At 73.1% G+C, this 24,262-nt stretch carries 12 protein-coding genes; 5 read left to right on the top strand and 7 right to left on the bottom strand.

What is annotated here, in order from left to right; all coding sequences use genetic code 11:
- Nucleotides 1-165 precede the first annotated feature (165 nt).
- Genes VA596_RS12075 through asnB form a run of 5 tightly spaced genes read left to right on the top strand, consistent with a single transcriptional unit; the run spans nt 166 to nt 5,574 of the window.
- Nucleotides 166-1,527, top strand: coding sequence for a DUF6002 family protein (locus VA596_RS12075; RefSeq protein ID WP_323326267.1), 1,362 nt, complete (start codon nt 166-168; stop codon nt 1,525-1,527).
- Nucleotides 1,524-2,648: a GNAT family N-acetyltransferase gene (locus tag VA596_RS12080; RefSeq protein WP_323326269.1), complete on the top strand. Its 1,125-nt coding sequence runs from the start codon at nt 1,524-1,526 to the stop codon at nt 2,646-2,648. Before VA596_RS12075 ends, VA596_RS12080 begins: the two co-directional genes overlap by 4 nt.
- 13 nt (nt 2,649-2,661) lie before the next feature.
- Complete coding sequence (locus tag VA596_RS12085; protein ID WP_323326271.1) at nt 2,662-3,168, top strand: hypothetical protein; 507 nt, start codon at nt 2,662-2,664, stop codon at nt 3,166-3,168.
- A complete protein-coding gene (locus VA596_RS12090) occupies nt 3,165-3,737 on the top strand; it encodes a thiamine pyrophosphate-dependent enzyme (RefSeq protein WP_323326273.1) in 573 nt (190 codons plus the stop codon). The genes VA596_RS12085 and VA596_RS12090 overlap by 4 nt, the downstream gene beginning before the upstream one ends.
- A gap of 10 nt (nt 3,738-3,747) precedes the next feature.
- Nucleotides 3,748-5,574 carry an asparagine synthase (glutamine-hydrolyzing) gene (asnB, locus tag VA596_RS12095; protein ID WP_323326275.1) on the top strand — a complete coding sequence of 609 codons (1,827 nt, stop codon included), beginning with the start codon at nt 3,748-3,750 and terminating at the stop codon, nt 5,572-5,574.
- Here the strand turns inward: asnB and VA596_RS12100 are convergent.
- From VA596_RS12100 to VA596_RS12130, 7 genes are all read right to left on the bottom strand, one after another.
- Nucleotides 5,561-6,463, bottom strand: coding sequence for an LLM class flavin-dependent oxidoreductase (locus VA596_RS12100; RefSeq protein WP_323326277.1), 903 nt, complete (start codon nt 6,461-6,463; stop codon nt 5,561-5,563). The genes asnB and VA596_RS12100 overlap by 14 nt on opposite strands.
- A 14-nt stretch (nt 6,464-6,477) precedes the next feature.
- Nucleotides 6,478-6,945, bottom strand: coding sequence for a pyridoxamine 5'-phosphate oxidase family protein (locus tag VA596_RS12105; protein ID WP_323326279.1), 468 nt, complete (start codon nt 6,943-6,945; stop codon nt 6,478-6,480).
- Between the two features lie 37 nt (nt 6,946-6,982).
- Nucleotides 6,983-10,582 (bottom strand): type I polyketide synthase, encoded by a 3,600-nt coding sequence (locus VA596_RS12110; protein ID WP_323326281.1) that lies wholly within the window; start codon nt 10,580-10,582, stop codon nt 6,983-6,985.
- 17 nt (nt 10,583-10,599) lie between these two features.
- Nucleotides 10,600-17,493 carry an amino acid adenylation domain-containing protein gene (locus VA596_RS12115; protein WP_410171876.1) on the bottom strand — a complete coding sequence of 2,298 codons (6,894 nt, stop codon included), beginning with the start codon at nt 17,491-17,493 and terminating at the stop codon, nt 10,600-10,602.
- Nucleotides 17,494-17,588: 95 nt separating this feature from the next.
- Nucleotides 17,589-18,182, bottom strand: coding sequence for a condensation domain-containing protein (locus VA596_RS12120; protein WP_323326285.1), 594 nt, complete (start codon nt 18,180-18,182; stop codon nt 17,589-17,591).
- Nucleotides 18,179-21,403, bottom strand: a complete 3,225-nt coding sequence (locus VA596_RS12125) for a non-ribosomal peptide synthetase (RefSeq protein ID WP_323326287.1) — start codon at nt 21,401-21,403, stop codon at nt 18,179-18,181. The genes VA596_RS12120 and VA596_RS12125 overlap by 4 nt, the downstream gene beginning before the upstream one ends.
- Nucleotides 21,400-24,138 (bottom strand): amino acid adenylation domain-containing protein, encoded by a 2,739-nt coding sequence (locus VA596_RS12130; protein WP_323326289.1) that lies wholly within the window; start codon nt 24,136-24,138, stop codon nt 21,400-21,402. The genes VA596_RS12125 and VA596_RS12130 overlap by 4 nt, the downstream gene beginning before the upstream one ends.
- Nucleotides 24,139-24,262: the final 124 nt, after the last annotated feature.

The raw sequence follows: 24,262 nt of genomic DNA on the forward strand, positions 1-24,262 counted from the left end.
GAATCTTCACGGCGCGAATTGACGGTCGCATTCGGGAAGAGGAGTGATCCGCTTGTGCTGTGGATGATGGTTGGCGGGAACAGACCATGACGCGCAACGGTGTGCGTGCGTGTTCCTGGCAGGTGGTCCCAGGACTTTCTGTTCACATCCCGCAAGGAGCACAGCATGTCCCACCGTTTCCACGTGACAACAGGGCCTTCCGATGTCCTGGCACGCCACGGGGACGACCTGCGCCGGGCGCTCGTGGTGGCCGGGGAGAACCGCCTGCCTTCCGTTGGCTTCCAGCCGGAGTTCGCGCTGCCCGAGCCGTCGGCGCGGCTGCGCGACTTCTTCTCGGTCGTGGACCTGCCCTTCCACCGGCTCGGCCGGGTGGGTGGCAAGGATCTCGTGCTCTTCGACCTGATGGGCAATCCCGGTACGCGGACGGGGAAGACGCTGGCGTCCACGGTGATCGTGGCGCGCGCGGTCCGCCACATCGATCGCACGGGTGAACCGGTCGTGATCCTCACGCCGTCGTCGGCGAACAAGGCGACAGCCCTGCGCGACGCCGTGCTGCGTGCCTACCGGGCCGGTCTCGCCGGGCCGGAGACGCTGCGGATCGTGACGCTGGTGCCCGACGCGGCGCGGCCGAAGCTGTGGTCGTCCGAGCTGACCGACGATCCCGCCCTCGCGGCCCTCAATCCCATGTGCGTGCTGCCTCCCGGCCACCCCGACCACGTGAAGACCGTGGCGCTGCAGGCCCTCGAGCTGTACTCCGCCGAGCTCTACGAGAGCACGGGCGCCCGCCTCTGGCACACCCTCGACCTGGCCAACTACCGCTGCGCCGACGCCGTGCGCGCGTTCGTCGAGCAGGCCGACCTGCCGCCGGCACCCGGCCGGACGCGGCTGCACGCCCACTCCGTGTCGAGTGCGTTCGGCCTGCTGGGCCACCACTTCGGCACGACGCTGCTGCCCGACCCGCCGCGGTCGGGCTACTTCCTGGTGCAGCACCTGGACACCCCGGACATGGTGCAGAGCCTGCACGGCATCTCCGCGCCCGAGTACCGTCTCGACCCGGCGACCGGCCTGCACCACCAGGACGCGCAGCCCCGCTACCCCGCGACCACGTTCGACCCGGCGGAAAACCTGGAAACCACCTTCTACACCCGCAAGCCCGCGACGTCGCCCGCGATGAACCGGATCATCGAGGCCCAGGGCGGCGGCGGCATCGTCGTGTCGCTGCACGAGTGCCTCGCCGCCTACGGCCGCATCAGGGTGCTGCTCGGGGACGCCGGGATCACGCTGCCCGCGGATCCCCGCTCGGTGCGTGAGTGGTCGCTGGTGATGGTGCTGACCGGCGTGCTCAACGGCATCGACCGTGGACTGGTGGACGCCGACGAGATCGTCGTGCACGCTTCCGGTTCCTACGACACCTCGGACTACACGCCGATTCCGGACCGGTCACTGCACCCGGTCGGCGGAGCGGCCGATCTGCGGCCGGCGATCCTGGCCACGGCCGGCTTGCGAGCGCCACGGCGGGCGGCGTGATCGTCCCGGCGAGGGCCCGGTACCACTGGACGGCGGGCGGCGGAGCATGGGCGAGCCTGCACCAGAAGTCGTCCAGCCTGCCCGGACGGGCCATGGTCGACCAGCGTCTCGCCGCCGAGGACGGCGGGTTGTCCCTGCGCTACCAGGGGTTTCCCGAAGGTCTCAAGTACATCGTGCCCTATCCGGGGGAACAGGGTGGGCTGGTGGCGGAGCCGGTGCGACGCACCGGCTGGCGGGCGATCCGTGACGGCGTCGCCGAGCCGGGAGCGGACCTGCTCCTCGTGGGCTGTTCGGCCCGGCGGGCCCGGCGGCTGCCGTCGCAGCGATCCCTCGTGCTGCCCTTCCGGGTCAACCTGCTGCTCGACGTCGGCGACGACATCGACGCGATGTACCGGCGGGTGTCACGCAGGCAACGACGCGAGTTCGCCGCAGCGCGCCGCAAGCACGAGTGGACCGCCGAGATCTCGCGCGACGAGGCCGATTTCGACTTCTTCCACGAGCGGATGCACCTGCCGGCCATGGCGCTCCGGCACCGCGAGCAGACCCGGAGCACCGACCGGGACATCGCGCTGCACTGCCTGCTCCGCAAGGGTTTCCTCCTGTTCGTCACCGAGGGCGGGAAGCGGGTCACCGGCGTGCTGTGCCGGCTCGACGACCACGGGCGGACCCTGCGGATGCGCCTCCTCGGCGTGCTGGACGGCGACGAGACGCACTACCGCAGTGGCGCGGTGAAGGCCGTCTACTACCTGACGATGGAATGGGCCGCGGCCCACGGCGTCACGCGCATCGACTTCGCGGGCGCCGATCCCTTCCCCGGCCGGGGGGTCTACCAGTTCAAGTCGCGGTTCCACCCGATCACGGCGTTGCCCAGCGACCATCACCGGGACCGCCGGGTGTACGTGCGCGTCGACGCGGACACCCCGCGGGTGCGGGACTTCCTGGTGGCCACGCCGATGATCGCGGTGGACGGTTCCGGCCGGCTCGTCGCCACCTTCTTCCGCGACGCGGCGCGCCCCGAACGCACCGACATCGTGGCCGAGGGGCCGGGCGTGCACGCCACCCGAGTGATCGACCTTGACGAGTTCCTCGTCGGCGCGCAGCGGACGCCGACCCGCCGCTGAGAAGGAGACAGCTATGCGTACCGAAGGGCCAGCGTTGGCCGAAGTACTGGCCGACGAACTCCTGGCGGCCGGGTTCGGGCCGTTCCTGAGCACCCCGTGCGGAATCCTCGCCAGGCTCCAGGACGCGATCTCCGCGCGGACGGAGCTGATGACGGTCGCGAGGGAGGACAACGCGGTCGGCATCGCGGCGGGTGCGGACCTGGCCGGGCGGTTCCCCGTGGTGCTGATGCAGAACTCCGGGCTCGCGCAGTCGGTCAACGCGATCGCCTCCCTCGTCACGCCCTACCGGCTGGCCATGCTGCTCGTCGTCAGCCTGCGTGGCGTCGATCCCGACCCCACCGAGGAGAACCTGGTGATGGGCCAGCTGACGGTGCCGTTGCTGGACGGCCTCGGTGTCGAGTCGCGGGTCCTGGACGGGGACCCCGAGGACCTGGTGCCCTGGGCGCACAAGGTCGTCGCCGAGCAGCGGCGCACGGCCGCCCTGCTGGTGCCCCCGACGGCCTTCGGGTGGCGGCCGTGAACAAGACCGCAGCCGTCAGCGCCGTGCTCGACGCGGTCAGGACCGAGCCGATCGTCTTCACCACCGGGTACGCCTGCCGCATCGCCAGGGGCATCGCCGACCGCCCGAACCACTTCTACATGACCGGCTCGATGGGGCTCGCGTCGTCGATCGCCATCGGCATCGGCCAGCAGACGAAGCGGCCGACGGTCGTCGTCGACGGCGACGGCAGCCTGCTGATGAACCCCGTCGGCCTGCTGACCGCGGGCTCGATGCGCGAGCTGCCATTGGTGCACGTCGTGCTCGACGACGGCAGGTACGCGTCGACCGGAGGGCAGGCCGTGGCGCCCGCCGGTGCCGACTTCGCCGCACTGGCCCTCGCTTGCGGTTACCGAGATGTCCGGCGGGTCACGGACGTGGCCGCGCTCGGCGAGGTCCTGCGCGAACAGATGCGCGTCTGCGCGTCGCCGGTCTTCGTCCACTGCGTACTGTCCGATGTGGATGATCTGGTGTCCGCTCGGGTGGATCTGAACCTGCACGAGTACACCCAGCGGCTGCGCGGTCACCTCCGCGGGCTGCTCGCGGCGTGAGGAGAGCTTGATGTGCGGCTTCGTCGGGTGGCTTGACTTCGACCGGGACCTGCGCACCCAACGGCCGGTGATCGACCGGATGACCGACACCATGCGCAACCGGGGCCCGGACGCGCGGGGCACCTGGGTCGGCACGCACGCCGCGCTCGGTCACCGCCGGCTGGCCGTCGTCGACGTCGACGGTGGCGCGCAGCCGATGGCGGCCGAGGCCGGCCCGGACCGCCTGCCCGTGGTGCTGACGTACTCCGGGGAGATCTACAACTTCCGGGAACTGCGTGCCGAACTGACGCAGCTCGGCCACCGGTTCACGAGCAGGTCGGACACCGAGGTGCTGTTGCGGTCCTACCTGCAGTGGGGTGCGGGCTGCGTGGACCGGCTCAACGGGATGTTCGCGTTCGGCATCTGGGACTCGGTGCGCGAGGAGCTGGTGCTGGCCCGGGACCGGCTCGGGATCAAGCCGCTCTACTACGCCCCGCTCGCGCACGGCGTGCTGTTCGCGTCGGAACCCAAGGGGCTGATGGCGAACCCGCACTTCACCCCGGCGCTCGACGCCGACGCGCTGCCGATCCTGCTCAACCCGAGACTGGCCATGCCCGGCGAGACGCCGCTGCGCGGCATGCGGGAGGTCAAGCCGGGGCACGTGGTCCGGGTGGACCGGTGCGGCTGCCACGAGTACCCGTACTGGCGGCTCGTCAGCCGGGAGCACACGCAGAGCCTGAGCGAGACCGTCGCCACGGTCCGGGAGCTGCTCACCGACACGGTGCGCCGCCAGCTGGTCGCGGACGTGCCGCGCGCCGCGTTGCTGTCCGGCGGCCTGGACTCCACCGTGATGGCCGCCTTGGCCGCGCGTGAGCTCGCGATGGCCGAGGACGGCCCGCTGCTGACGTACTCCGTCCAGTTCACCGGCGAGGAGCACGACTTCCGGCCGACCGCGCTGCGCCCGGAACGCGACGCGCCGTACGCCGCGCTGGCCGCCAAGCACCTGGGTACCGAGCACGTCGAGGTGACGCTGGACGCGGCGGACGTCGCCGACGTGGTGGCCGCCACCCGCGACGCGCGGGACCTGCCGAGCCTCGGCCAGTTCGACACGTCGATGTACCTGATGTTCGCCGCCCTGCGGGAACGCTCGACCGTCGCGCTGTCCGGTGAGGCCGCCGACGAGGTGTTCGGCGGGTACCCGTGGTTCCACGACCCGGCCACGGTCTGGCGCGACACGTTCCCGTGGCTGGGTGACGCTCCGCGGCTGGCCGACTGCCTGAACCCGGACCTGCGCCGGGCCCTGCGCCCCGCCGAGCTGGAGGCCGACCGCTACGCCACGCTGCGCGGGCAGGTTCCCCGGCTGCCCGGAGAGGACAAGCTGAACGCCCGCATGCGGGAGGTGCTGTACTTCAGCCTGCACGGCCCGCTGGCCGTGCTGCTCGACCGCAAGGACCGGATGAGCATGGCCGTCGGCCTCGAGGTGCGGGTCCCGTTCTGCGACCACCGGCTGCTGGAGTACGTGTGGAACGTGCCCTGGGACATGAAGACCGCCGACGGCAAGGAGAAGACCCTGCTGCGGATGGCCGCCGCCGACCTGGTCCCGGACGAGGTCCTCAACCGGCCCAAGAGCGCGTACCCGGCCATGCACAGCCCGGCCTACGACCGGATGGTGCACGACAAGGTGCGGACGCTGCTGGCCGACCCGTCGTCACCGCTGGCGCCGGCCCTGGACCGGCAGCGGGTCGCCGACCTGGCGGACCAGGGGCCGACCATGACCCACGCCAGCACGGCGCACCTGCTGATCCCGTTCGTCGAGGTCGACGTCTGGATGCGCGAGCACGGCCTCACGCTGGCGTGACGAAGTGCTCGCGCACGGCGCCGACGGCCCGTTCGAAGGCGTCCTGATCGCCCCGGAACACGCCGTCGGCGCGTGGCCACGCCAGCACGACGTCGGTGAACCCCAGCTCGGCGCAGCGGCCGACCAGGTCCACCAGCCGCTGCGCCGAGGAGTACGGGTCCTCGGCCACCCGGCTCAGGTTGACCAGCCTGGCCAGGCCGTCCGGGGCCCGGCCGGCCTCGGCGCACAGGCCGTCCAGCCGGTCGAGCTGCCGGCGCAGCCGGTCGAACGCCTCCGGCTCGGGCAGCCCGCCCGGGGTGCCGGTGGCGCCGATCGTCACCCAGGTGTCGGCGAACTCGACGGCGACCCGCATGCCCTTCGGACCCGCGGCCGCCACCGCGAACGGCGTCCTCGGCCGCTGGACGCAACCGGGTGCGAGGAGTACGTCGACCGCCGAGTACCACGGGCCGGTGACGGTGCAGGGCCGTTCCCTCAGGACCCGGTCGGCGACGGTGACGAACTCGGCGAACCGCTCGGCCCGGCGTGCGGGGGACAGGGGCTCGCCACCCAGCGCGTTGTCGTCCGGGCCGGCCGCACCGGCGCCGACACCGAGCACGAACCGGCCGCCGCTGGCGTGGTCCAGCGCCATGGCCTGGGCGGCGGTGAGCACCGGGTGCCGGAAGTTGGGCGAAGCGACCAGCGTGCCCAGCCGCAGGGTGCTGGTCGCGGCCGCCGCGGTGGTGAGCGTGGTCATGGCGTCGAACCACGGGGCACCCCGCAACGTCCGCCAGGACAGGTGATCCAGCGTCCAGGCGTGGTCGAACCCGAGCTGTTCGACCTGGCGCCACCGGGCGGCCGCCCGCGGCCCGGCCGATTCGGGCAGCACCAGTGCCCCGAGCCGTACCGACATCAGCACGCCTTTCGTTACGAGACAGGCACTTCGACCCTGCGGTCGCCCGATCCCTTTTCGGGCTCGAGGATCCAGCGCCGGGTGATCCTCGCGCGGTAGAGCCGGAACGAAGCCGGGGCCGTGAGCTGGTCCGGCGTCATCGAGCGGACGCCGGGAAACCGCGGGCTGAAGGCGACGCGCACCGCGTCCGGCAGGTCCGCGTCCGGTACCTGCTCGGCGGTGGCGCGCGCGTACACCGCCTGCGCGGTCCCGATGGCCGCCTGCGAGTCGAAGACGACGATGCTCACCTCGGCCCGCCGGCCGATGTTGCGGGAGTGCGCCGCGTCGGGGGAGGAGATCCAGTAGAAGTCGGCGTACCCGTCGGGCGTGTAGTAGAGCGGGGTGAGCCACGGCGTACCGTCCTGGTCGGCGGTGCCGAGGGTCAGGTAGCGGTTGGCGTCGACGATCGCGTTGGCGATACCGGTGTGGTCCGGTTCCGGCACGGTGACCTCGTTTTCGGTGGGGGCGAAGGGGCCGGCTTCAACCGGCCAGGGGCAGGGACAGCGGCGAGCCGAGCATTCCGTTGATCCGGCCGGCGAGCCATCCGACGTGCTCGCCGAGGATCGACCAGTGGTCGCCGGGCGACGCCACGACCGTGGTAGTGCCGCGGTAGAGCGGGGCGACCCGGGCCCGTAGCGCTTCGGCCTCACCGGCCCGCCGGACGGTCTTGAACACCACGATGTCGCACGGCACCGGTCGCGGCCGATAACGCAGCATCGCCGCGAGGTTCGCGTTGAAGACACGGGCGAAGTCGACGCCCGGCGCGTCCCGGGCCAGGTCGCCGACCCCGGGCGGGCCGTGCAGCCGGTTGCCCACCATCGACCCCAGAGTCCGTACCAGGAAGCCGGGCTGCCTGCCCAGGGCCCGGCCCGCGGTGCCGAACACGCAGGCGTCGATGGCGACCAGCCCGGTCACGGTCTCGCCGGCCTCGATGAGCTGCCTGGTCATCTCGTGGGCCACCATCGCCCCGACCGACCAGCCACCGAGCAGGTACGGCCCCTCCGGCCGGACGCGGCGGATCAGCTCGACGTGGTGGGCGGCGATGTCCTCGAACCGGCGCAGGGGCGTGGCCCCGTCGTGCAGGCCGGGGCTTTCCAGCCCGTAACAAGGCTGGTCCGGATCGAGCAGTTCGACCAGCCTCCGGTACACCAGCGAACTGCCCGCGGCCGGCGCCGCGAGGAACAGCGGCGGCCGTTCGCCGGTCGCGCGCAGGGTGAGCAGGTTGGCGGGTGTCTCGGGTCGCGCCTGCCGCGCCAGCTCGACCAGCCGGCCGAAGACGGGCCGCTCGCTGAAACTGGTGAGCGGTACGGCGATGTCCAGCTGGTCCCGGATCCGGCCGAGCAGGGTGATCGACGTGATGGACTCGCCGCCCAGCCGGTAGAAGTCGTCCTCATCGGACACTCCGGGCACCCCGAGCACCGAACACCAGATGTCGGCCAGCCGCTCCGGAAGCGGACCCTCCGGCCGGCCGGTGCCGCTCACCTTCTCGACGAGCCGTGGCCGGACCGCCGTCGAGCAGTCGGTCGGCTCGAACGGGTAGGTCGGCAGGGTGCAGCGCTGCCCGGACGGTTCACCGGCCGGCACGTCGATGTCGATGTCGAACCCGTGCTCCCACAGGCCCGCGAGCGCGGTGAGCAGGGCGTGCTCCTCGCCCTCGTCCTTGGTCCCGTCGACGGTGATCGCCCGGAACTCCGGCCGCCAGTGCGGGTGCCCGGTGAGCGATCGGGTCATCGACCGGCCGGGACCGAGTTCGACGAACACCTGGGACCCTCCCGCGAGGAGCGTGTCCGTGTTCGCGGCCAGTTGCACGGTGCTCACGAGGTGATCGACCCAGTAGGACGCCTGCGTCACGCGGTTCGCGTCCGCGGGCCCGCCGGTGAGGTTCGACAGGAACGGCAACGCCGGCCGTGCCGAGGGCGTGGCCGCGACCACGGTGCCGAGCGCCTCGGCCGCCGGGCGGACCAGCGGGCTGTGGAAGGCGCGATCGGTGTCCAGCAACCGTTCGGTGAGCCCGTCCGCGCGCAACGCCTCGATCGCGCCGGCCGGTCCGGCGAGCACCGAGTGGTGCGACCCGGCGACGGCGAGGGTGAGGTCGGGGCGCGAGACGAGCAGTTCCCGCACTTTCCCGGCGGGCACGGCCACCACGGCCATCCCGCCGGCCGGCGTGTCCCGCATGGCCCGGCCGCGCTCGTGGATGACGGAGAGCGCGTCGAGTGGACTCCACAGCCCGGCGACCGTGGCCGCGACGTACTCGCCGATGCTGTGACCGAGCATTGTGGACGGTGTCACGCCGAAGGCCATGAACTGCCGGGCGAACGCGTAGCCGATGGCGAACAGGCCGAGCTGCTGGTGCACGGTGTCGCGCAGCCAGGCGGGATCCGTGGCCGGATCGAGCGCCGCGCCCAGTTCGACGCCGAACCGTTCGCGCGCGGCCGTCGCCAGTTCGTCGAAGGTCGCCCGGAACACCGGCAGCAGCTCGTGCGCGGAGCGGCCGAAACCCGAGCGCAGCGCGCCCTGGCCGGGGAACAGGAAGGCGACCCCGACGTCGGCCGCCGCGGTGACCGCGGGTTTCGCCGTCCGCAGGGCCGCCGCGAGCCCGGCCGGATCGGCGGCCACCACGGCGCCGCGGAAGGCGAACCGGCGCCGTCCGTCGGCCAGCGTCCGGGCGACGTCGGCGGTGTCGACGCTGTCCACTGTGGATTCGACGTGGTCCGCGAGCTCGTCGCGCATCCGCCGCAGGGCCGCCGGCGCGTGCGCGGACAGGCAGAACACCCGGGGCCGGCGCGGGGAGACCGGGCGGGTCCGGTCGGGGGCCGACTCCAGCACGGCGTGCACGTTCGTGCCGCCCATGCCGAACGAGCTCACCCCGGCCAGCAACGGGCCGTCTCCCCGCCACGGCTCGTGCCGGTCGGCCACCACGAACGGGCTGCTCTCCAGTTCCAGCTCCGGGTTGGGCCGCCGGTAGTGCAGGGTGGGCACGAACTCGCGGTGCCGCAGCATCAACGCGGCCTTGATGACGCCGGCGGCCCCCGCCGCGGGTCCCGTGTGGCCGATGTTGCCCTTCACCGAGCCGAGCCGGCAGTACCCGACGCGCTCGGTCCCCTCCCGGAACGCCTGCGTGAGGGCCGCGACCTCGATGGGGTCCCCGACCCGGGTCCCGGTGCCGTGCGCCTCGACGTAGCCGACGTCACCGGGATCGACGCCGGCCCGCGCGAGCGCGAGCCGGATGACCGCACGCTGGCCGGTCACGGACGGCGCGATGTAGCCGACCTTCTCGGCGCCGTCGTTGTTCACCGCCGAACCACGCAGGACCGCGACGATCGGGTCGCCCTCGGCGAGCGCGTCCGCCAGCCTGCGCACGACCACCGCAGCCACACCGTTGCCGCCGACCGTCCCGGTGGCGTCCGCGTCGAACGCGCGGCAGTGGCCGTCCACCGAGTTGATGCTGCCCGGCTGGTACAGGTGGCCGACGACCTGCGGCATCCACAGCGACGCGCCGCCCGCGACGGCGGCGTCGCACTCGTAGCTCAGCAGGCTCTGCGCCGCGTAGTGGATCGCGACCAGCGCCGTCGAGCACGCCGTCTGCACGGTGAGCGCCGGACCGCGCAGGCCGAGCTTGTACGCGACCTTGGTGGCGAGGAAGTCCTTCTCGTAGCCGAGCAACCGGGTGACCTCGTCGGAGTCCGCCGCCGGCAGGTCGGGGTTGACCGTGCTGCTGCCCGCGAAAACACCGATCCAGCCGGGAAAGCGGTGCGGATCGATGGCCGCGGCGTCCAGTGCGGCCGCCGACGTCTCCAGGAACACCCGGTGCTGCGGGTCGAACCCGGCCGCCTCGGCCGGGCTGTAGCCGAACAGCTCGTGGTCGAAGCACTCGCCACGTTCGATGACACCCCGCGCGGGCACGTAGTCCGGCCTGCGCACCAGATCCGGGTCGAGGCCCGCCGCGACGAGCTGGCCGACCGTGAAGCGGCTGATGCCCTCCACCCCGTGGCACAGGTTGTGCCAGAAGCGCTCCGGCGTGTTCGCGCCGGGCAGGCGGCAGGCCATCCCGGTGATCGCGATCGCGGCGTCATCGGTCATCGGCTGGTCTCCTCACGTCACCGGGCGGGTCGTGCCCGGCGGGCCCAGGCCTGCCGCGCCTTGCGCGCCCGGTCCGCGGCCGACTCCTGGGCCGGGGCAGGCGGGCCCGACGCGTCGGGCGCGGCCAGTGCGTTCGCGAGCGTGTACACGGTCGGGTACTCGAAGAGCTGCCGGATGGGCAGTTTCGCGGACAGGGCTTCCTGCAACCGGGCGTGCAGGGTGGCCAGCAGCAGCGAGTTGCCGCCCAGGTCGAAGAAGTTGTCGTGCGCACCGACCGTCCCGACGCCGAGCACGTCCGACCACACCGCCGCGATACGCCGCTCCAGCTCCGTTCGCGGCGCTTTGAACTCCGCGATCCCCGCCACGTCGGCGCGGGTCGGCTTCGGCAGTGCGCCGACGTCGACCTTGCCCCGGGAGTTCAACGGCAGCTCGGGCAGCCACACCAGCGCGCTGGGCACCATGAACTCGGGCAGCATCAGCTTCAGCCGTGCCAGCACCGTTTGGGTGTCCGCCTGGCCGGGCGCGTGCGCGACCAGGTACGCGACCAGCGGCGCCGGGTCGTCCGGGAACGTGTGCACGACGGCCTGGTGCACCAGCGGGTCGTCGCGCAGCTGCGCCTCGATCTCCTGCGGTTCGATCCGGTAGCCCCGCACCTTGAGCTGACGGTCCAGCCTGCCGAGGTACTCCAGGGTGCCGTCGGGCAGCCAGCGTCCCCGGTCCCCGGTGCGGTACACCGGACCCGGGTTGCCGTCGGGATCGAGGGCGGCGAAGCGTTCCCGGGTGAGGTCGGGCTTGCGCCAGTAGCCCTTCGCGACGGACGTGCCGCCGATGTGGATCTCGCCGGGCATGCCGACGGCGCAGCGCCGGCCCGCCTCGTCGAGGACGTACACGCGGGTGCCCGCGTTCGGCCTGCCGATGCAGTTGAGCACGGTCGCGGTCGCCGGATCGACCTCGTGCAGCGTGGTGTTGTACGTCTCGGTCGGCCCGTACGAGTCGCAGATCCGGTAGCTCGTGCCCGTCGGCGGCAGCACCGTCAGGGCCGAACCGCCGAAAACGAGCCAGCGCACGGACGGCAGTTCCGCGCCGGCGGCCCACAGGGCCTCGGCCAGGGGCGTCGGCGTGAAGAACAGGGTCACCCGCTGCTCGGTGAGCCAGTCGGCCAGCTCGGGCGCGATCACCTGGGGTTCGTGGACGAGCAGCTCCGCGCCCGCGCTCAGCGTCTGCCACACCTCCCACTGGGTCATGTCGAACGCCACGCTGTGCAGCCAGCTCGCCCGATCCCGCTGCGTCACTTCGAACGCGTCGATGTGCCACTGCGTCGCGATGGCGAGACTGCGGTGGCTGTACTCGACGCCCTTCGGCGTGCCGGTGGTGCCGGAGGTGTACAGCACGTACGCGGTGGCGTCCGGGTGCGGCAGCGCGCTCGGCCCGCCCGTCGCCGCGGGAAGGGCCGCGGTCACGTCGACCACGGGCACGGCGTCGCCGGGCACCCCGGCCAACCGCGCCGGATCGTCGGTGAGGACGGCGCAGGCGTCGAGATCACCGAGGACGTAGCCGATCCGGCCCGGCGGATAGCCCGGTTCCAGCGGGCAGAACAGGAAGCCGGCCTTCCACGAAGCGAGCATGGCGATCGCCATGTCCTCGCCCCGGGGCAGCAGCAGCGCCACGGCCGGCTGGTCGCCCTTGGCCAGAGGCCGCAGCACGGCGGCGAGCGCCTCGGCCCGCTCGTCGAGGCCGCGGTAGCTGAGCACACCGCGGCTGGACCGGACGGCCGGTGCGTCCGGGAAGTCGGCGCACCACCGGCTCACGAGCTCGGCCACCGATCGGACGTCCGCCGGTGCCGCGCCCTGTTCCAGCCGCGCCAGTTCGGTGGTCTCCTCGGCACCGACCAGGTCGAGGGTGTCCAGCGGCTGGTCGAGGACGTCGGCGAAGGAGCCGACCAGGGTGCCCAGCCACCGCGCCATCACCCGCGCCTGGCCGGCGGTGAAGCGGTCGCCCCGGAACATCAGGGTGCCCGCGAGCGCGCCGCCGACGTCGTCGAAGCCCACGGTGAGCCCGAACTTCCCCGCGTAGCCGGCGCCGGTGTGGTCCAGCTCGAGCGGCCGCAGCTCGATGTCCTCGGCCAGCACCAGCTGTTCCGTGCCGTCCGTCGTGACCGCGAGCAGCACCTCGATGTAGGGCGTCCAGCCCGGCCGCCGGGCCGGCTTGAGCCGGTCGACGACCACGTCGAACGGCACGTCCTGGTGGTCGAACGCGTCCAGCACCGTGTCCCGCACGCGGGTCAGCAGATCCGCGACGGTCGCCCGCTCGGGCAGCTGCGATCGCAGCACGATGGTGTTGAGGCACGGCCCGAGCACGTCGGCGAAGTCGTCGCGGTTGGCCACCGGCGCGCCGAAGGTCACGTCGTCCTCGCCCGTCCACCGGTGCAGCAGCGCGGCGACCGCGGTCGCCGCCACGATGAACCACGACACGCCGTGCTCGGCCTGGACGGCCCGTAGCCTGCTCAGCGCGTCGGGACGCAGCGGGATCGGCACCGCGCCCGCCGGTCCGGCGTCCAGTGGCGGGACGACCGCCGGATAGGCGGGCGCGCCGGAAAGCACGCCGGCCCAGTGCTCGGCACCGGCCGCGTCGTCCCGGTTGCCCTCCGTCGCGAGCACGAAGTCCCGGAACTGGGGCCCGGTCGCGGGCAGCAGCTCGGCCATCGGCGTGCTCGCCGACTCCGACACGCTGTCCAGCAGCGCGCCCAGCCAATCGGCCATCCGCCGTACGGTCGCCGCCGGGTAGCGGTCACCCCGGTAGGACATGACGGCGCCGATCGCGCCGCCGTCGTCGATGAACGTGACCGTGATGCCGAACTTCCGGTCGTGCTGCCAGCGGTCGAACGGGACGGACACCATCCTCGCCGCGCCGAACTCCGTCTCGTCGGCGGAGTTGACCAGCACGGCGAGGGACACGTCGACGTACGGGATGCGGCCGTCGGCACGCGGGGGATCGAGCCGGTCCAGCACGGCGGGCAACGGCACGGCCTGGTATTCGAAGGCGTCCAGAAAGGACTCCCGGACGCCGTCGAGCAGATCGGCGAACGTGTCCTGTTCGTCCGTACGGGATCTCAGCACGACCGTGTTCAGGCAGGGACCGAGGACCTCGGCGTGGCGCTCGTCCTCCCGGTTCGCCATCGGCAGTCCCATGGTCACGTCGTCGGCGCCGGACCACCGGTGCAGCAGAGCCGCGACCGCGGACGCCGCCACCATGTACCACGACGTCCGGTGCTCGGTGCACAGGTCGGCGCACCGCCGCGCGAAATCGGGCGAGAACGGCACGGTGACGGCACCGTGCGGTCCCGGCCGGGACGGCGCGGGGCCGAGGTCGAGCGTGACCGGCGCACCGGCGAGGCGGTCCGACCAGAACTCGAGGCCGTCGGCGCCCTCCTCGCCGGCCAGCCACGCCGTCTGGTCGGCGACGACTTCGCGGAACTGCACCGGTTCCGCCAGCGGCGCCACCGGCTCGCCGAGGGCTTCCGCGTAGAAGGCGGCCAGCTCCGCGGTGAACACCGGGATCGATCCGCCGTCGAAGACCAGGTGGTGCAGGCACACCAGCAGCACGTGCTCGTCGGCGAACCGCACGAGCCGGACCCGCAGCGGACGGCCGGCCGCGAGGTCGAACGGGGTTTCCGCCTCCTGGTCGACGAACGCGTCCACGCGCGCCTTCCGGTCGGCGACGGCGACGTCCCGCAGGTCCTCGACGACCACCTCGGGCTGCCACGGCTCCCGGACCACCTGCCGGGGCGTCCCGTTGTGGTCGACGAACGCGGTGCGCAGGATCTCGTGCCGGGCGGCCAGCGCGCCGAACGCGGCGCCCAGCGCGGTCGCGTCCACGTCTCCGAGCAGCCGCCACACCAACGGCACGTTGTACGCCGAGCCGGTGGGATCGAGCAGTTCGGCCAGCCACATCTGTTCCTGGATGCCGGAGACCGGCGATCCGTCCACATCGGACACTGCCGCCGGACTGCGCCGGTCGGCCCGGTCCAGGTCGATGCGGTCGGCCAGCTCCTGCACCCGGGGATGGTCCAGCAGGTCGCGCAGGGACAGCCGGACCCCGGTCACCGCGGCGATCTCGCCGACCATCCGGGCCGCCAGCAGCGAGTGCCCGCCCAGGTCGAAGAACGAGTCGTCGGCGCCGGGTTCCGGCACGCCGAGCACCCGCGCGAACACCTCGGCGACGACCCGGCCGGTCGCCGTCGCCGGCGCCCGTCCGGTGCTGTCGGGCAACGGCTCGGCGTGCCGGCGCAGCGCCGCGAAGTCGGTTTTCCCGTTGACGTTCAGGGGAATGGCCGGTACGGCGAAGTACCCGGACGGAACCATGTAGCCGGGCAGGGTCGCGCCGACGTGGGTCCGCAGGTCGGCCGGTCGTGGCGGCTCGCCCGCACAGCAGAGGTAGGCGACGAGCCGGCCCGTGCTGCCCCCCTCCAGAGCGACGAGGACGTCGGTGATCGCCGGGTGTTCCCGCAACCGGGTCTCGATCTCGCCCGGCTCGATCCGGTAGCCGCGCAGCTTGATCTGGGTGTCGCTGCGGCCGTGGAACTCGATGGCGCCGTCGGTGCGGTGCCGGACGAGGTCCCCGGTCCGGTACATGCGCTGACCGGGTTCGCCGAACGGGCAGGCGACGAACCGTTCCGCGGTCAGCTCGGGCCGGTTGAGATAACCACGGGCGACCTGCTTGCCGGCCAGGTACAGCTCGCCGACGACACCGGGCGGTACCGGACGCAGCCGATCGTCCAGCACGTAGGCCCGCATGTTCGCCACGGGCCGGCCGATGGCGACGGACCCGGGCGGCAGCGGTGCCCCGGGGTCGAAGAACTCCGCGACACAGCCGACGGTGGTCTCCGTCGGCCCGTACTCGTTGGTCACCCGCACCGCCGGGTTGGCCGCGCGCCACGCGGCCAGCGCCTCCCGCGGCAGGGCTTCGCCGCCGACGATCAGGTCGACCGAGGGGGCGACCTCGGTGTCGACCATGGGCAGGTGGCCGGGCGTGCACTTCAGGAACGCGGCCTTGCTCGCCCGCGCGGCCGGCTCGTCGACCGCGGCGAGCCGGACGAGGCCGCCGGAGACGAGCGGGCAGTAGAACCCCGTGATGCTCAGGTCGAAGGACAGCGGCGACGGCATGAGCGCCTCGTCGCGCAGGGCGGGATAGGCGCGCAGGGCGTAGTCCACGTAGGAGTGGACGTTGCGGTGCTCCGCGACGATGCCCTTGGGGCGGCCGGTCGAGCCGGACGTGTACACGATGTAGGCGGTGGACGCGGGAGACAGCGGCGCGTGTCGTTCGGCGTCGGTCAGGTCGGCGTCGTCGCCCGCCTCGAGATCCGTCTCGTCCAGGGTGAGCACCGTGGCGTCGGCCGGGAGCCGTCCGGTCGTTTCGCCGGTCGCCAGGATCAGGATCGGTTTCGCGTCGGCGATCATGTACGCCATCCGGTCCACCGGGATCTCGAGGTCCAGCGGCAGGTAGCCGGCGCCCGACTTGAGCACGGCGAGCACGGCGACCGCGAGCGTGACCCCGCGCGGCAGGGCGATGCCGACGAGCGAATCCGGCCGCGCGTCCCGGCTGACCAGCCGCCTCGCCAGCCGGTTCGCGGCCGCGTTGAGCTGCCGGTAGGTCATCGTGTCGTCGCCGTGGACCACCGCGATCCGGTCCGGTGTCCTGGCCGCCTGCCGCTCGAACAGCGAGTTCAGCGTGGCGGGTTCGAGCGGGTACGCGGTCTCGTTCCACGTGTCCAGCACCAGCTCGCGTTCGGCGTCGCCGATCAGCGGCAGGTCGGCGACGAGCGCGTCCGGGTCCGTGACGCATCCGTTCAGCAGCCGCACGAACCGACGGGTGATCTCGGCCGCGGTCTGCTCGTCGAACAGCGCCGTCCGGTAGCGGAGGCCGATGCCCGTGCTGCCGACTTCGAACACGAGATCGCCGGAGGCCGGGTCCGGATGGCGCACCACCGGTTCGCCGTCGAGCTCGACCTCGAACGCGACCTGGTACGGCGGATGCGGTTCGTCCGCGACGGCGGCGAGCAGCGTGGCGCCGTGGTCGTCGATGTCGGCCAGCGCACCGTCGACCTGGTCCAGCAGCGCCGCGAAACTCGGCTGACCGGCGACCGCGACGCGCATCGCGACCGTGCCGCCGAACCGGCCCAGCAGCGAAGCCACCTCGGGCCGGTCGCGCCCGTCGGCCGGCACGCCGAACACGACGTCCGTGGCGTTCTCGGTCAACCGGGCCAGCAACGCGGCACCCACGGCGATCAGGACCGTCCTCGGCGTCACCGACCGAGCACGGGCCGACGCGGCGATCCGGTCGGCCAAGCCGTCGGGGAACTCGGCGCTCACCCGGGCGCCGGTGGAGTCCACAATGGTCGGACGGGGCCGGTCCGTCGGCGGCAGGGTGATCGGTGGCGCGCCGGCCAGCCGGTCCCGATGGCGAGCGATCTCGTCCGCGGCCGCGCCCGACGCCAGCCGGTCGCGCTGCCAGACCGCGAAGTCCGCGTACTGCACGGGCAACGGGGGCAACACCGCGGCCCGGCCCTCCTGGGCCGCCCGGCACAGTTCGGTCAGTTCCCCGGCGAGCAGGCCGAACGACCGGTCGTCGAACACGGCCTCGTCCGCCGTGAAGAGCAGCGACAGCCCGGTTTCGTCGCGGACCAGCCTGGCGTTCCACAAGGGCGCCGAGGACGGGCCGAACACCGTCGGTGTGGGGATGCGGGCCCTGTCGGAAGCATCCACAGTGGACCCGAGTTCGACCGGCCGGTCGGCCACGACGACCTGCACCACCTGGCTGCCGTCGCGCCGCAGCCGGGTGCGGAGGATCTCGTGCCGGCCGACCACCGCGACCAGCGCGGCGTGCGCCTGCTCCTCCGTCGACCCGTCCGGCAACCGGATCGCCCGCGACGCGGTGGGGGCGGGTGAGCCGTGACTTGCCGCCGGCCACAGTCTTTCCTGGGCGAGCGACGCTGGAAAAACCCACTCGGTCACTGGGGTCCTCCCGGACGCGGTAGCTTCGGAATGGTCGCCCCGCCGGTCGGCTCGGCCGGCCGGATCGGCCGGTCGCCGGGCGAGGGCTCGGGCAGCAGCGCGGGCTGCCGGTACGCCGCCCGCAGTTCGCGGAGGAAGAGCGGCAACGACGCGGCGTCGGAGACGAGGTGGTGCAGGCCGAGGAACAGCACCTGCCGATCGCCGTCCAGCTCCGCGATGCCGAGGCGCAGCAGGCGGTTGGTGCCGATGTCGAACGTCTTCCTGGCCTGTTCGGACAACCAGCCGGTCAGCAGCTGCCGCGCGCCGGGCAGGCCCCGCAGGTTCACCGTCGCGACCGCGGGGGTCCACGGCTCGTCGACCCGCTGGTACAGCCGCCCGTCGTGCTCGACGAACGTGGTGCGCAGGATCTCGTGCCGCTCGATCACGGCCGCGACCGCGTCGGCGAGGGCCGCCGGCGAAAGCCTGCCCTGCACTTCCCAGGCGTAGGGCACGTTGTACCGGCCCAGACCCGGTTCCAGTCGCTCCGCCAGCCACATCCGTTCCTGGACGTTGGCGGCGGGCAGCAGGCCGCCGGGGACGGTGCTGGTCATCGGCCCGCCTCCTTGATCGCGGTGAGCGCCCGGGCGAAGCCCTGGGCGGTGGGGTGGTCGAACAGGGTGCGCACGGTGACCCGCACCCCGGTGCGCTTCCGCAGGCGGCTCACCGCGCGCGTGGCCAGCAGCGAGTTGCCACCGAGGTGGAAGAAGTTGTCGGTGACGCCGATCCCGGAACGCCCGAGCACCGCCTCCCACTCGGCGCACACGACCGCCTCGGTCTCGTCGCGTGGCTCGACCACGGTGGTCGCCGTCGTCAGCTCGACCCCGGCCAGCTTGGCCCGGTCGACCTTTCCGTTGGCGGTCAACGGGAAGCTGTCGAGGATCGCGATCCCGGTCGGCACCATGTAGGTGGGCAGCGTCGCGGCCGCCGCGGCCTGGACGTCCGTCACCGACGGGCGAGCGTCCGGGTCGACGAGCACGTAACCGGCCAGCCGCGGCCCGTCCTGCTCCTGCCGGACCGCGACCACCGCGGACCGCACGCCGGGGCAGCCGGCCAGCACCGTCTCGATCTCGCCGAGCTCGATCCGGTAGCCCCGGATCTTGACCTGGTCGTCACGCCGGCCGAGGAACTCCAGCACGCCGTCCGCATTCCAGCGCACGAGGTCTCCCGTGCGGTACAGGACGGCATCACCGTCGCCGTAGGGATCACGCGGGAAACGTTCGGCGGTGAGTTCGGGAGCGCCGGTGTAGCCGAGGGCCACGCCCAGCCCGGCCACGCACAGCTCACCGGGTGCACCCGGGGGGACCAGCCGCAGCCGATCGTCGAGCACGTAGCACCGCGTGCCGGTGATCGGCTTGCCGATCGGCACCGACGTGGCGTCCGGCGGCAGGCCGGTGATCAGGTGGGTGGTCGTGAACGTCGTGTTCTCGGTGGGGCCGTACCCGTTGCGCAGCACCGCAGGCGGGTGCCGGAGCACGGTCCGCACGGTCGCCACGTCCAGGGCCTCCCCGCCGACGATCACGGTGCCGACCGTCGCCACCGCGTCCGGTACCGCCCGGATCGTGTGGTTGAACAGGGACGAGGTCATCCACAGCGCGGTGATCTCCCGCTCCCGCAGGCACGCGGCCAGCCGGTCCGGCTCGACCACCACGTCCTGCGGCACGATCACCAGCTGCGCGCCGGTCAGCAGCGCGCCCCAGATCTCGAAGGTGGCCGCGTCGAAGGACAGGCTGCTGGCGTGGGCGATCCGGTCACCCGGCCCGAACCGCACGTAGTCCGTATCGTGCACCAGCCGGACCACGCCACGCTGCGGCACGCGGATCCCCTTGGGGCGCCCGGTCGAGCCGGACGTGTACATGACGTACGCCAGGTCCTCCGGCGTCGCCCGCACCGGCGGCGGCTCTCCGGTCCCGTCGTCCGAGTCGACCAGCACCCGTGGTCCGGTCCACCCGGGAATCCGGTCGGCGAGCGCGTCGCGCGTCACCATCAGGCCGGCGCCGGCGTCGGCGAGCATGTAGTCCAGGCGGTCGGCCGGGTAGCCCGGATCGAGCGGCAGGTAGTGCCCGCCGGCCCGCAGCACCGCGAGCAGCGCCACGATCAGCTCGGCGGAGCGGTCGAGGCACACGCCGACGCACCCCGGCCGGCCGCCCAGCGCCGTGGTCAGCCGCGCCGCCAGCCGGTCGGCCCGGTCGGCCAGCTCCCGGTAGCTGAGCACCCGGTCGCCGTCCCGCACGGCCGGCAGGCCGGGATGCCGCTCGACCTGAGCGTCGAACACGTCGAGCACGGTCAGCTTCGCCCGGGCCGCCGGGCCGTCCGCGTTGCCCCACGCCAGCAGCTCGGCTTGGTCCTTCGCGTCGAGCAACGACAGCGCGGACACCGGCACCGTGGGATCGGCACCGGCCGAATCGCACAGCCGCTCCAGGTGGACCAGCATGCGCCGGATCGTCTCCGCGTCGAACAGGTCGGTGCGGTAGTCGACCTCGACCCGCAGGCCGCCCCCGACCTCCGTCACGTAGACGTCGAGTTCGAACTTCACCACGCCGGGGTCGAAGCGGAACGGCGAACACGTCGTGCCCGCGAGCCGCAGGCGGTCGCCGGGCGTGTTCAGGTACGACAGCACGACGCCGGTCAACGGCGGCCGGCTCGGGTCGCGCCCGGCGCCCAGCGCGTCCACCAGCCGCTCCAGCGGGAGGTCCTGGTGTTCCCGCGCGGTCATGGTGGTGTCCTGCACCGAGTCGACCAGCTCGGCGAAACTCGGCTGCTCCGACAGGTCGCTCCGGAGCACGACGGTGTTGACGAAGAAGCCGACGAGCTCCTCCAGCTCCGCGCGTCCCCGGTCGGCGACGGCGGCGCCGATCGCGACGTCGGACTGCCCGGTGTAGCGGGACAGCAAGGTGGTCAGCGCCGCGGCCACGACGGCGAACATCGTCGCACCTTGCCGCTGCGCCAGCCGGCGCAGCGGCCGCACGACCGCGGCGGGCAGGTGGTGCTCGATCCGGGCGCCCGACCAGCCCGTCGTGGACGGTCGCGGCCGATCGGTGCGCACGTCCAGCACGGGCATCCCGGCCAGCCGCTCCCGCCAGTGCGCCACCTGCCCGGCGAGCACGCCGGGGGTGCACCGGCGCCGTTGCCACGCCGCGAAGTCCGCGTACTGCAGGGGCGGCTCGGGCAGCAGCGGGGGGATCTCGAGGAGGAACGACGTGTACAGCTCGGCCAGCTCGCGGCCGAGCACCCCCAGCGTCCACTGGTCGGCGGCGATGTGGTGCACGCAGAGCACCAGGACGTGGTCGTCGGCGTCGATCCGGAACAGCTCGGCGTCCAGCAGCGGACCGCGGCGCAGGTCGAACGGCGTTCGCACGCGCTCGCGGGCGAGTTCGGCCGTCCTGCTCAGCCGATCGCCGAGGGTGTCACCGTCCACTTCGGTCGTGCGCAGGGCGAACGGCTCGGGTGCGCGCACCACGGCCACCGGCCGGCCGGTGCCGTCTTCGTCCACTGTGGACCGGAGCACCTCGTGCCGGCGCACGATCTCCGTGAGCGCGGCGCGAAGGCAGCCGACGTCGACCGGGCCACGCACGCGGTGCGCGTACGGGATGTTGTACGCGGCGCTGCCGGGGTCGAGCTCGTGCAGGAACCACAGGCGTTCCTGGACGAAGGACAGTTCGGCCGGACCCGAGCCGTCCGGCCGGGGCGTGAGGGGGTCGGCGGGCGCGGCCCCGGTCAGCCGCCGCAGTACGGCGGCCCGGGCCGGCTCGCCGATCAGGCCGTCCGCGGTCACGCCACCTCCTGATGGGCACCCAGGTCCGTCTCGATCGCGTCGGCCACCCGGACCGCGATCGCCGCGACGGTCGGTTCGGCGAGCAGTTCGCGGACCCGGACTCCGACCCCGAACCGTCCCGCGATGCGGGCGGTGAGCTGGGCCATGGTCAGCGAATGCGCGCCGTACGTCCGGATGTCGTCGTCGAGGCCGATGTCGGGGTGGCCGAGCACCTCGACGACCAGCGGGTGGACCGCGGCCTCCGCGGGTGTTCTCGGTTCGGTCGGGCTCCCCGTCGCCAGCCACGACGGCGGTGGCAGCGCCGCGCGGTCGACCTTGCCGACCGGCGTCAGGGGCAACCGGTCGAGCACGAGGATCAGGTCCGGCATCTCGTGCGGCACGAAGCGTCGTGCCAGTTTCGCCCGCAGCTCCGTCCGCAGGGCCCGGTCGATCGACGGCCGGCCGGGCTGGTTGGCCCGCGCGGACGCAGGCCCGCCGGACGGTTCCGGCCACACCACGGCGATCGGGGCCGGCTCACGCACCCACGCGGCGTCGACCGAGCCGTCTTCGCGCCCGGCTCGCCAGCTCAGCCTGGTGCGGTACGGCGTGCCGGCGGCGACGCCGACCAGGTCGAGCGGCGTCGGCGCCTCCGGCTCGGTGTTGTGCCGGAGGTCGCCGGCCGTGGCGAACGAGGCCCAGTCCGCCGGTGCCGCGGCCGCCATCGGGATGCCCCGCACCGCGACCACCGGCCGTTGGCCGTGCTGCAGCAGGGCGCGGATCGCCCTGAGGTCCGTACCGGCCGACCAGTCCAGCCATTCGACCTCGCGGCGACCGGCCGGCGGCCCGACGTGCACCACCACGTCGAACGTGGGAGCGCCGGGCTCGCGGTGCGTCGGGGTCAGGTCGACCGCGGCGACCCGGGGGGCCGTGTCCAGTGCGGCGAACGCACTCGGGTGCACCGCCAGGCCGGTGTCGGCGCGCACCCGGCTGCGCACCCGCCAGCGCAGCTCCTCGACGATCATCTCGTCCGGAGCGCCCGCCAGTTCCCGGTGCGCGTGTCCCGTGGCCAGCAGCGGGAGGGACCGCACGCCGGACGCGACGACGAGGCCGCCGTCCCTGGTCGCGCGCACCGCCTCGCCGATGGCGTCGAGAAGCGTGTCGACGCAGTGATAGGCCCCCGGCCGGCAGTCGAGCACGGTGGCGTCGAACTCCGCTTCCGCCTTCACCTCCGCGACGGTGCCGGCCCGGACGTGCCGGGCCGCGACCCGGTCGATCCCGGCGAGACCGCGGCCGATCTCGAGGATCGCGCCCGCCTCGGTCAGCTGCGCGAGCGTCACCTCGGTGGCCCTCGCCGTGCCCGGGGGAACCGGCGCCTCGTCCAGGCCGCCGTCGGGCCGCCACGCCGGATCCGCGGCCGCGTACGCGACCAGCTGGGCCGGCTCGCCGGGTGGCCGGATCGCGACCACGGCGGCCTGGGTGACGCCCGGGTGGTCGAGCAGCGTCCGCTCGATCTCCTCCGGTTCGATGCGGTGCCCGCGCACCTTCACCTGCCGATCGAGCCGGCCGAGGAACTCGAAACCGCCGTCGGCGCGGCGACGGGCCAGATCACCGGTGTGGTAGCGGGTCGCGCCGGGAGCAGCCGGATCCGGCCGGAATCGTTGCGCCGTCAGGTCCGGCCGGCCGAGGTAGCCGCGGGCGACGCCGGGACCGGACACCACGATCTCGCCGGGCTCGCCCTCCGGTACCGGCCGCTCGTCCTTGTCCAGCAGGTGCACGCCGACGCCCGCCAGCGGGTGGCCGATCGGGATGGGGCCGCTGCCGGTGGCGTCGTCGTCGACGACGGTGGACGTGACGTAGACCGTGGTCTCGGTCGGGCCGTAGATGTTGATCAGGCGGAACGGCAGCCCGGGCCGCGGCCGCCTGCGCAGCGCCTCGCCCCCGGTCACCAGGTAACGCAAGGGCAACTCGGCGATCCCCGGCTGGACGAGCAGGAGTTCGGCGAGCGCGGTGGTCAGGAAGCACACCGTCACGTCGGCGGCCCGCAGCGCCGCCACCAGCCGGGGCGGCTCGGCGCGGTCGTCGTCGGCGATGGCGACGACCCGCGCGCCGACGACCAGCATCGGCCACAGGTCGAGGATGGCGGCATCGAAGCTCAGGGGCGCGGCCAGCGATCCGCGATCCGCGCCGGTCAGGCCCAGCGCCTCGACGTGCGCGCCGCACAGGTGGGCGATGCCGCCGTGGGGCAGCTGAACGCCCTTGGGCTGCCCGGTCGAAGCGGACGTGTACATCACGTAGGCGACGTCGTCCGCCCGCACGTCCTCCGGTGGTGGCGTGGCCGGGTAGCCGGCCACGAGTCCGGCGTCCCGGTCGAGCCGGACCGTCACCGTGCCCTCGAGCGTGTCCAGGCCGCCGCTCGTGACGAGCACGCCCGCACCGCTGTCGGTGAGCAGGTAACGCAGCCGCTCGACCGGGTAGGTGGTGTCCAGGGGCAGCACCGTGCCGCCCGCCTTCAGCACGGCGAGCAGCGCGACGTAGTGATCGAGGCCGCGATCCAGGTGCAGCGCGACCACCGAACCCCGGGCCACGTCCAGTTCCCGCAGGCGATGGGCGAGCCGGTTGGCCCGTTCGTCGAGCTCGCGATAGCTCAGCGTGTCACCGGCGCAGGAGATCGCGGGCCGGTCCGGCGTGTCGGCGGCCCAGCGGGAGACGGCGTGGTGCACCGGGCCGGGACACCAGTCGGAAGGGGCTGCAGGCACCGGCTCACTATCTCCACGGCGGTCGCGACGCTGCATCTCTTCCGGTGCGGTCCAAAGTGATCGCCGGGAGACCGGCGACACCCGCACGCCGGGAGACGCCTCGGCCGCCGGCGGATGACAGGCT

It is taken from the genome of Amycolatopsis heterodermiae, assembly GCF_034929455.1.
GTDB lineage: Bacteria > Actinomycetota > Actinomycetes > Mycobacteriales > Pseudonocardiaceae > Amycolatopsis > Amycolatopsis heterodermiae.

Coding starts and splice junctions, on each gene's coding strand:
- asnB (WP_323326275.1), top strand. CDS start 3,748: ATGTGCGGCTTCGTCGGGTGGCTTGACTTCGACCGGGACCTGCGCACC.
- VA596_RS12120 (WP_323326285.1), bottom strand. CDS start 18,182: ATGACCAGCACCGTCCCCGGCGGCCTGCTGCCCGCCGCCAACGTCCAG.
- VA596_RS12075 (WP_323326267.1), top strand. CDS start 166: ATGTCCCACCGTTTCCACGTGACAACAGGGCCTTCCGATGTCCTGGCA.
- VA596_RS12100 (WP_323326277.1), bottom strand. CDS start 6,463: ATGTCGGTACGGCTCGGGGCACTGGTGCTGCCCGAATCGGCCGGGCCG.
- VA596_RS12085 (WP_323326271.1), top strand. CDS start 2,662: ATGCGTACCGAAGGGCCAGCGTTGGCCGAAGTACTGGCCGACGAACTC.
- VA596_RS12110 (WP_323326281.1), bottom strand. CDS start 10,582: ATGACCGATGACGCCGCGATCGCGATCACCGGGATGGCCTGCCGCCTG.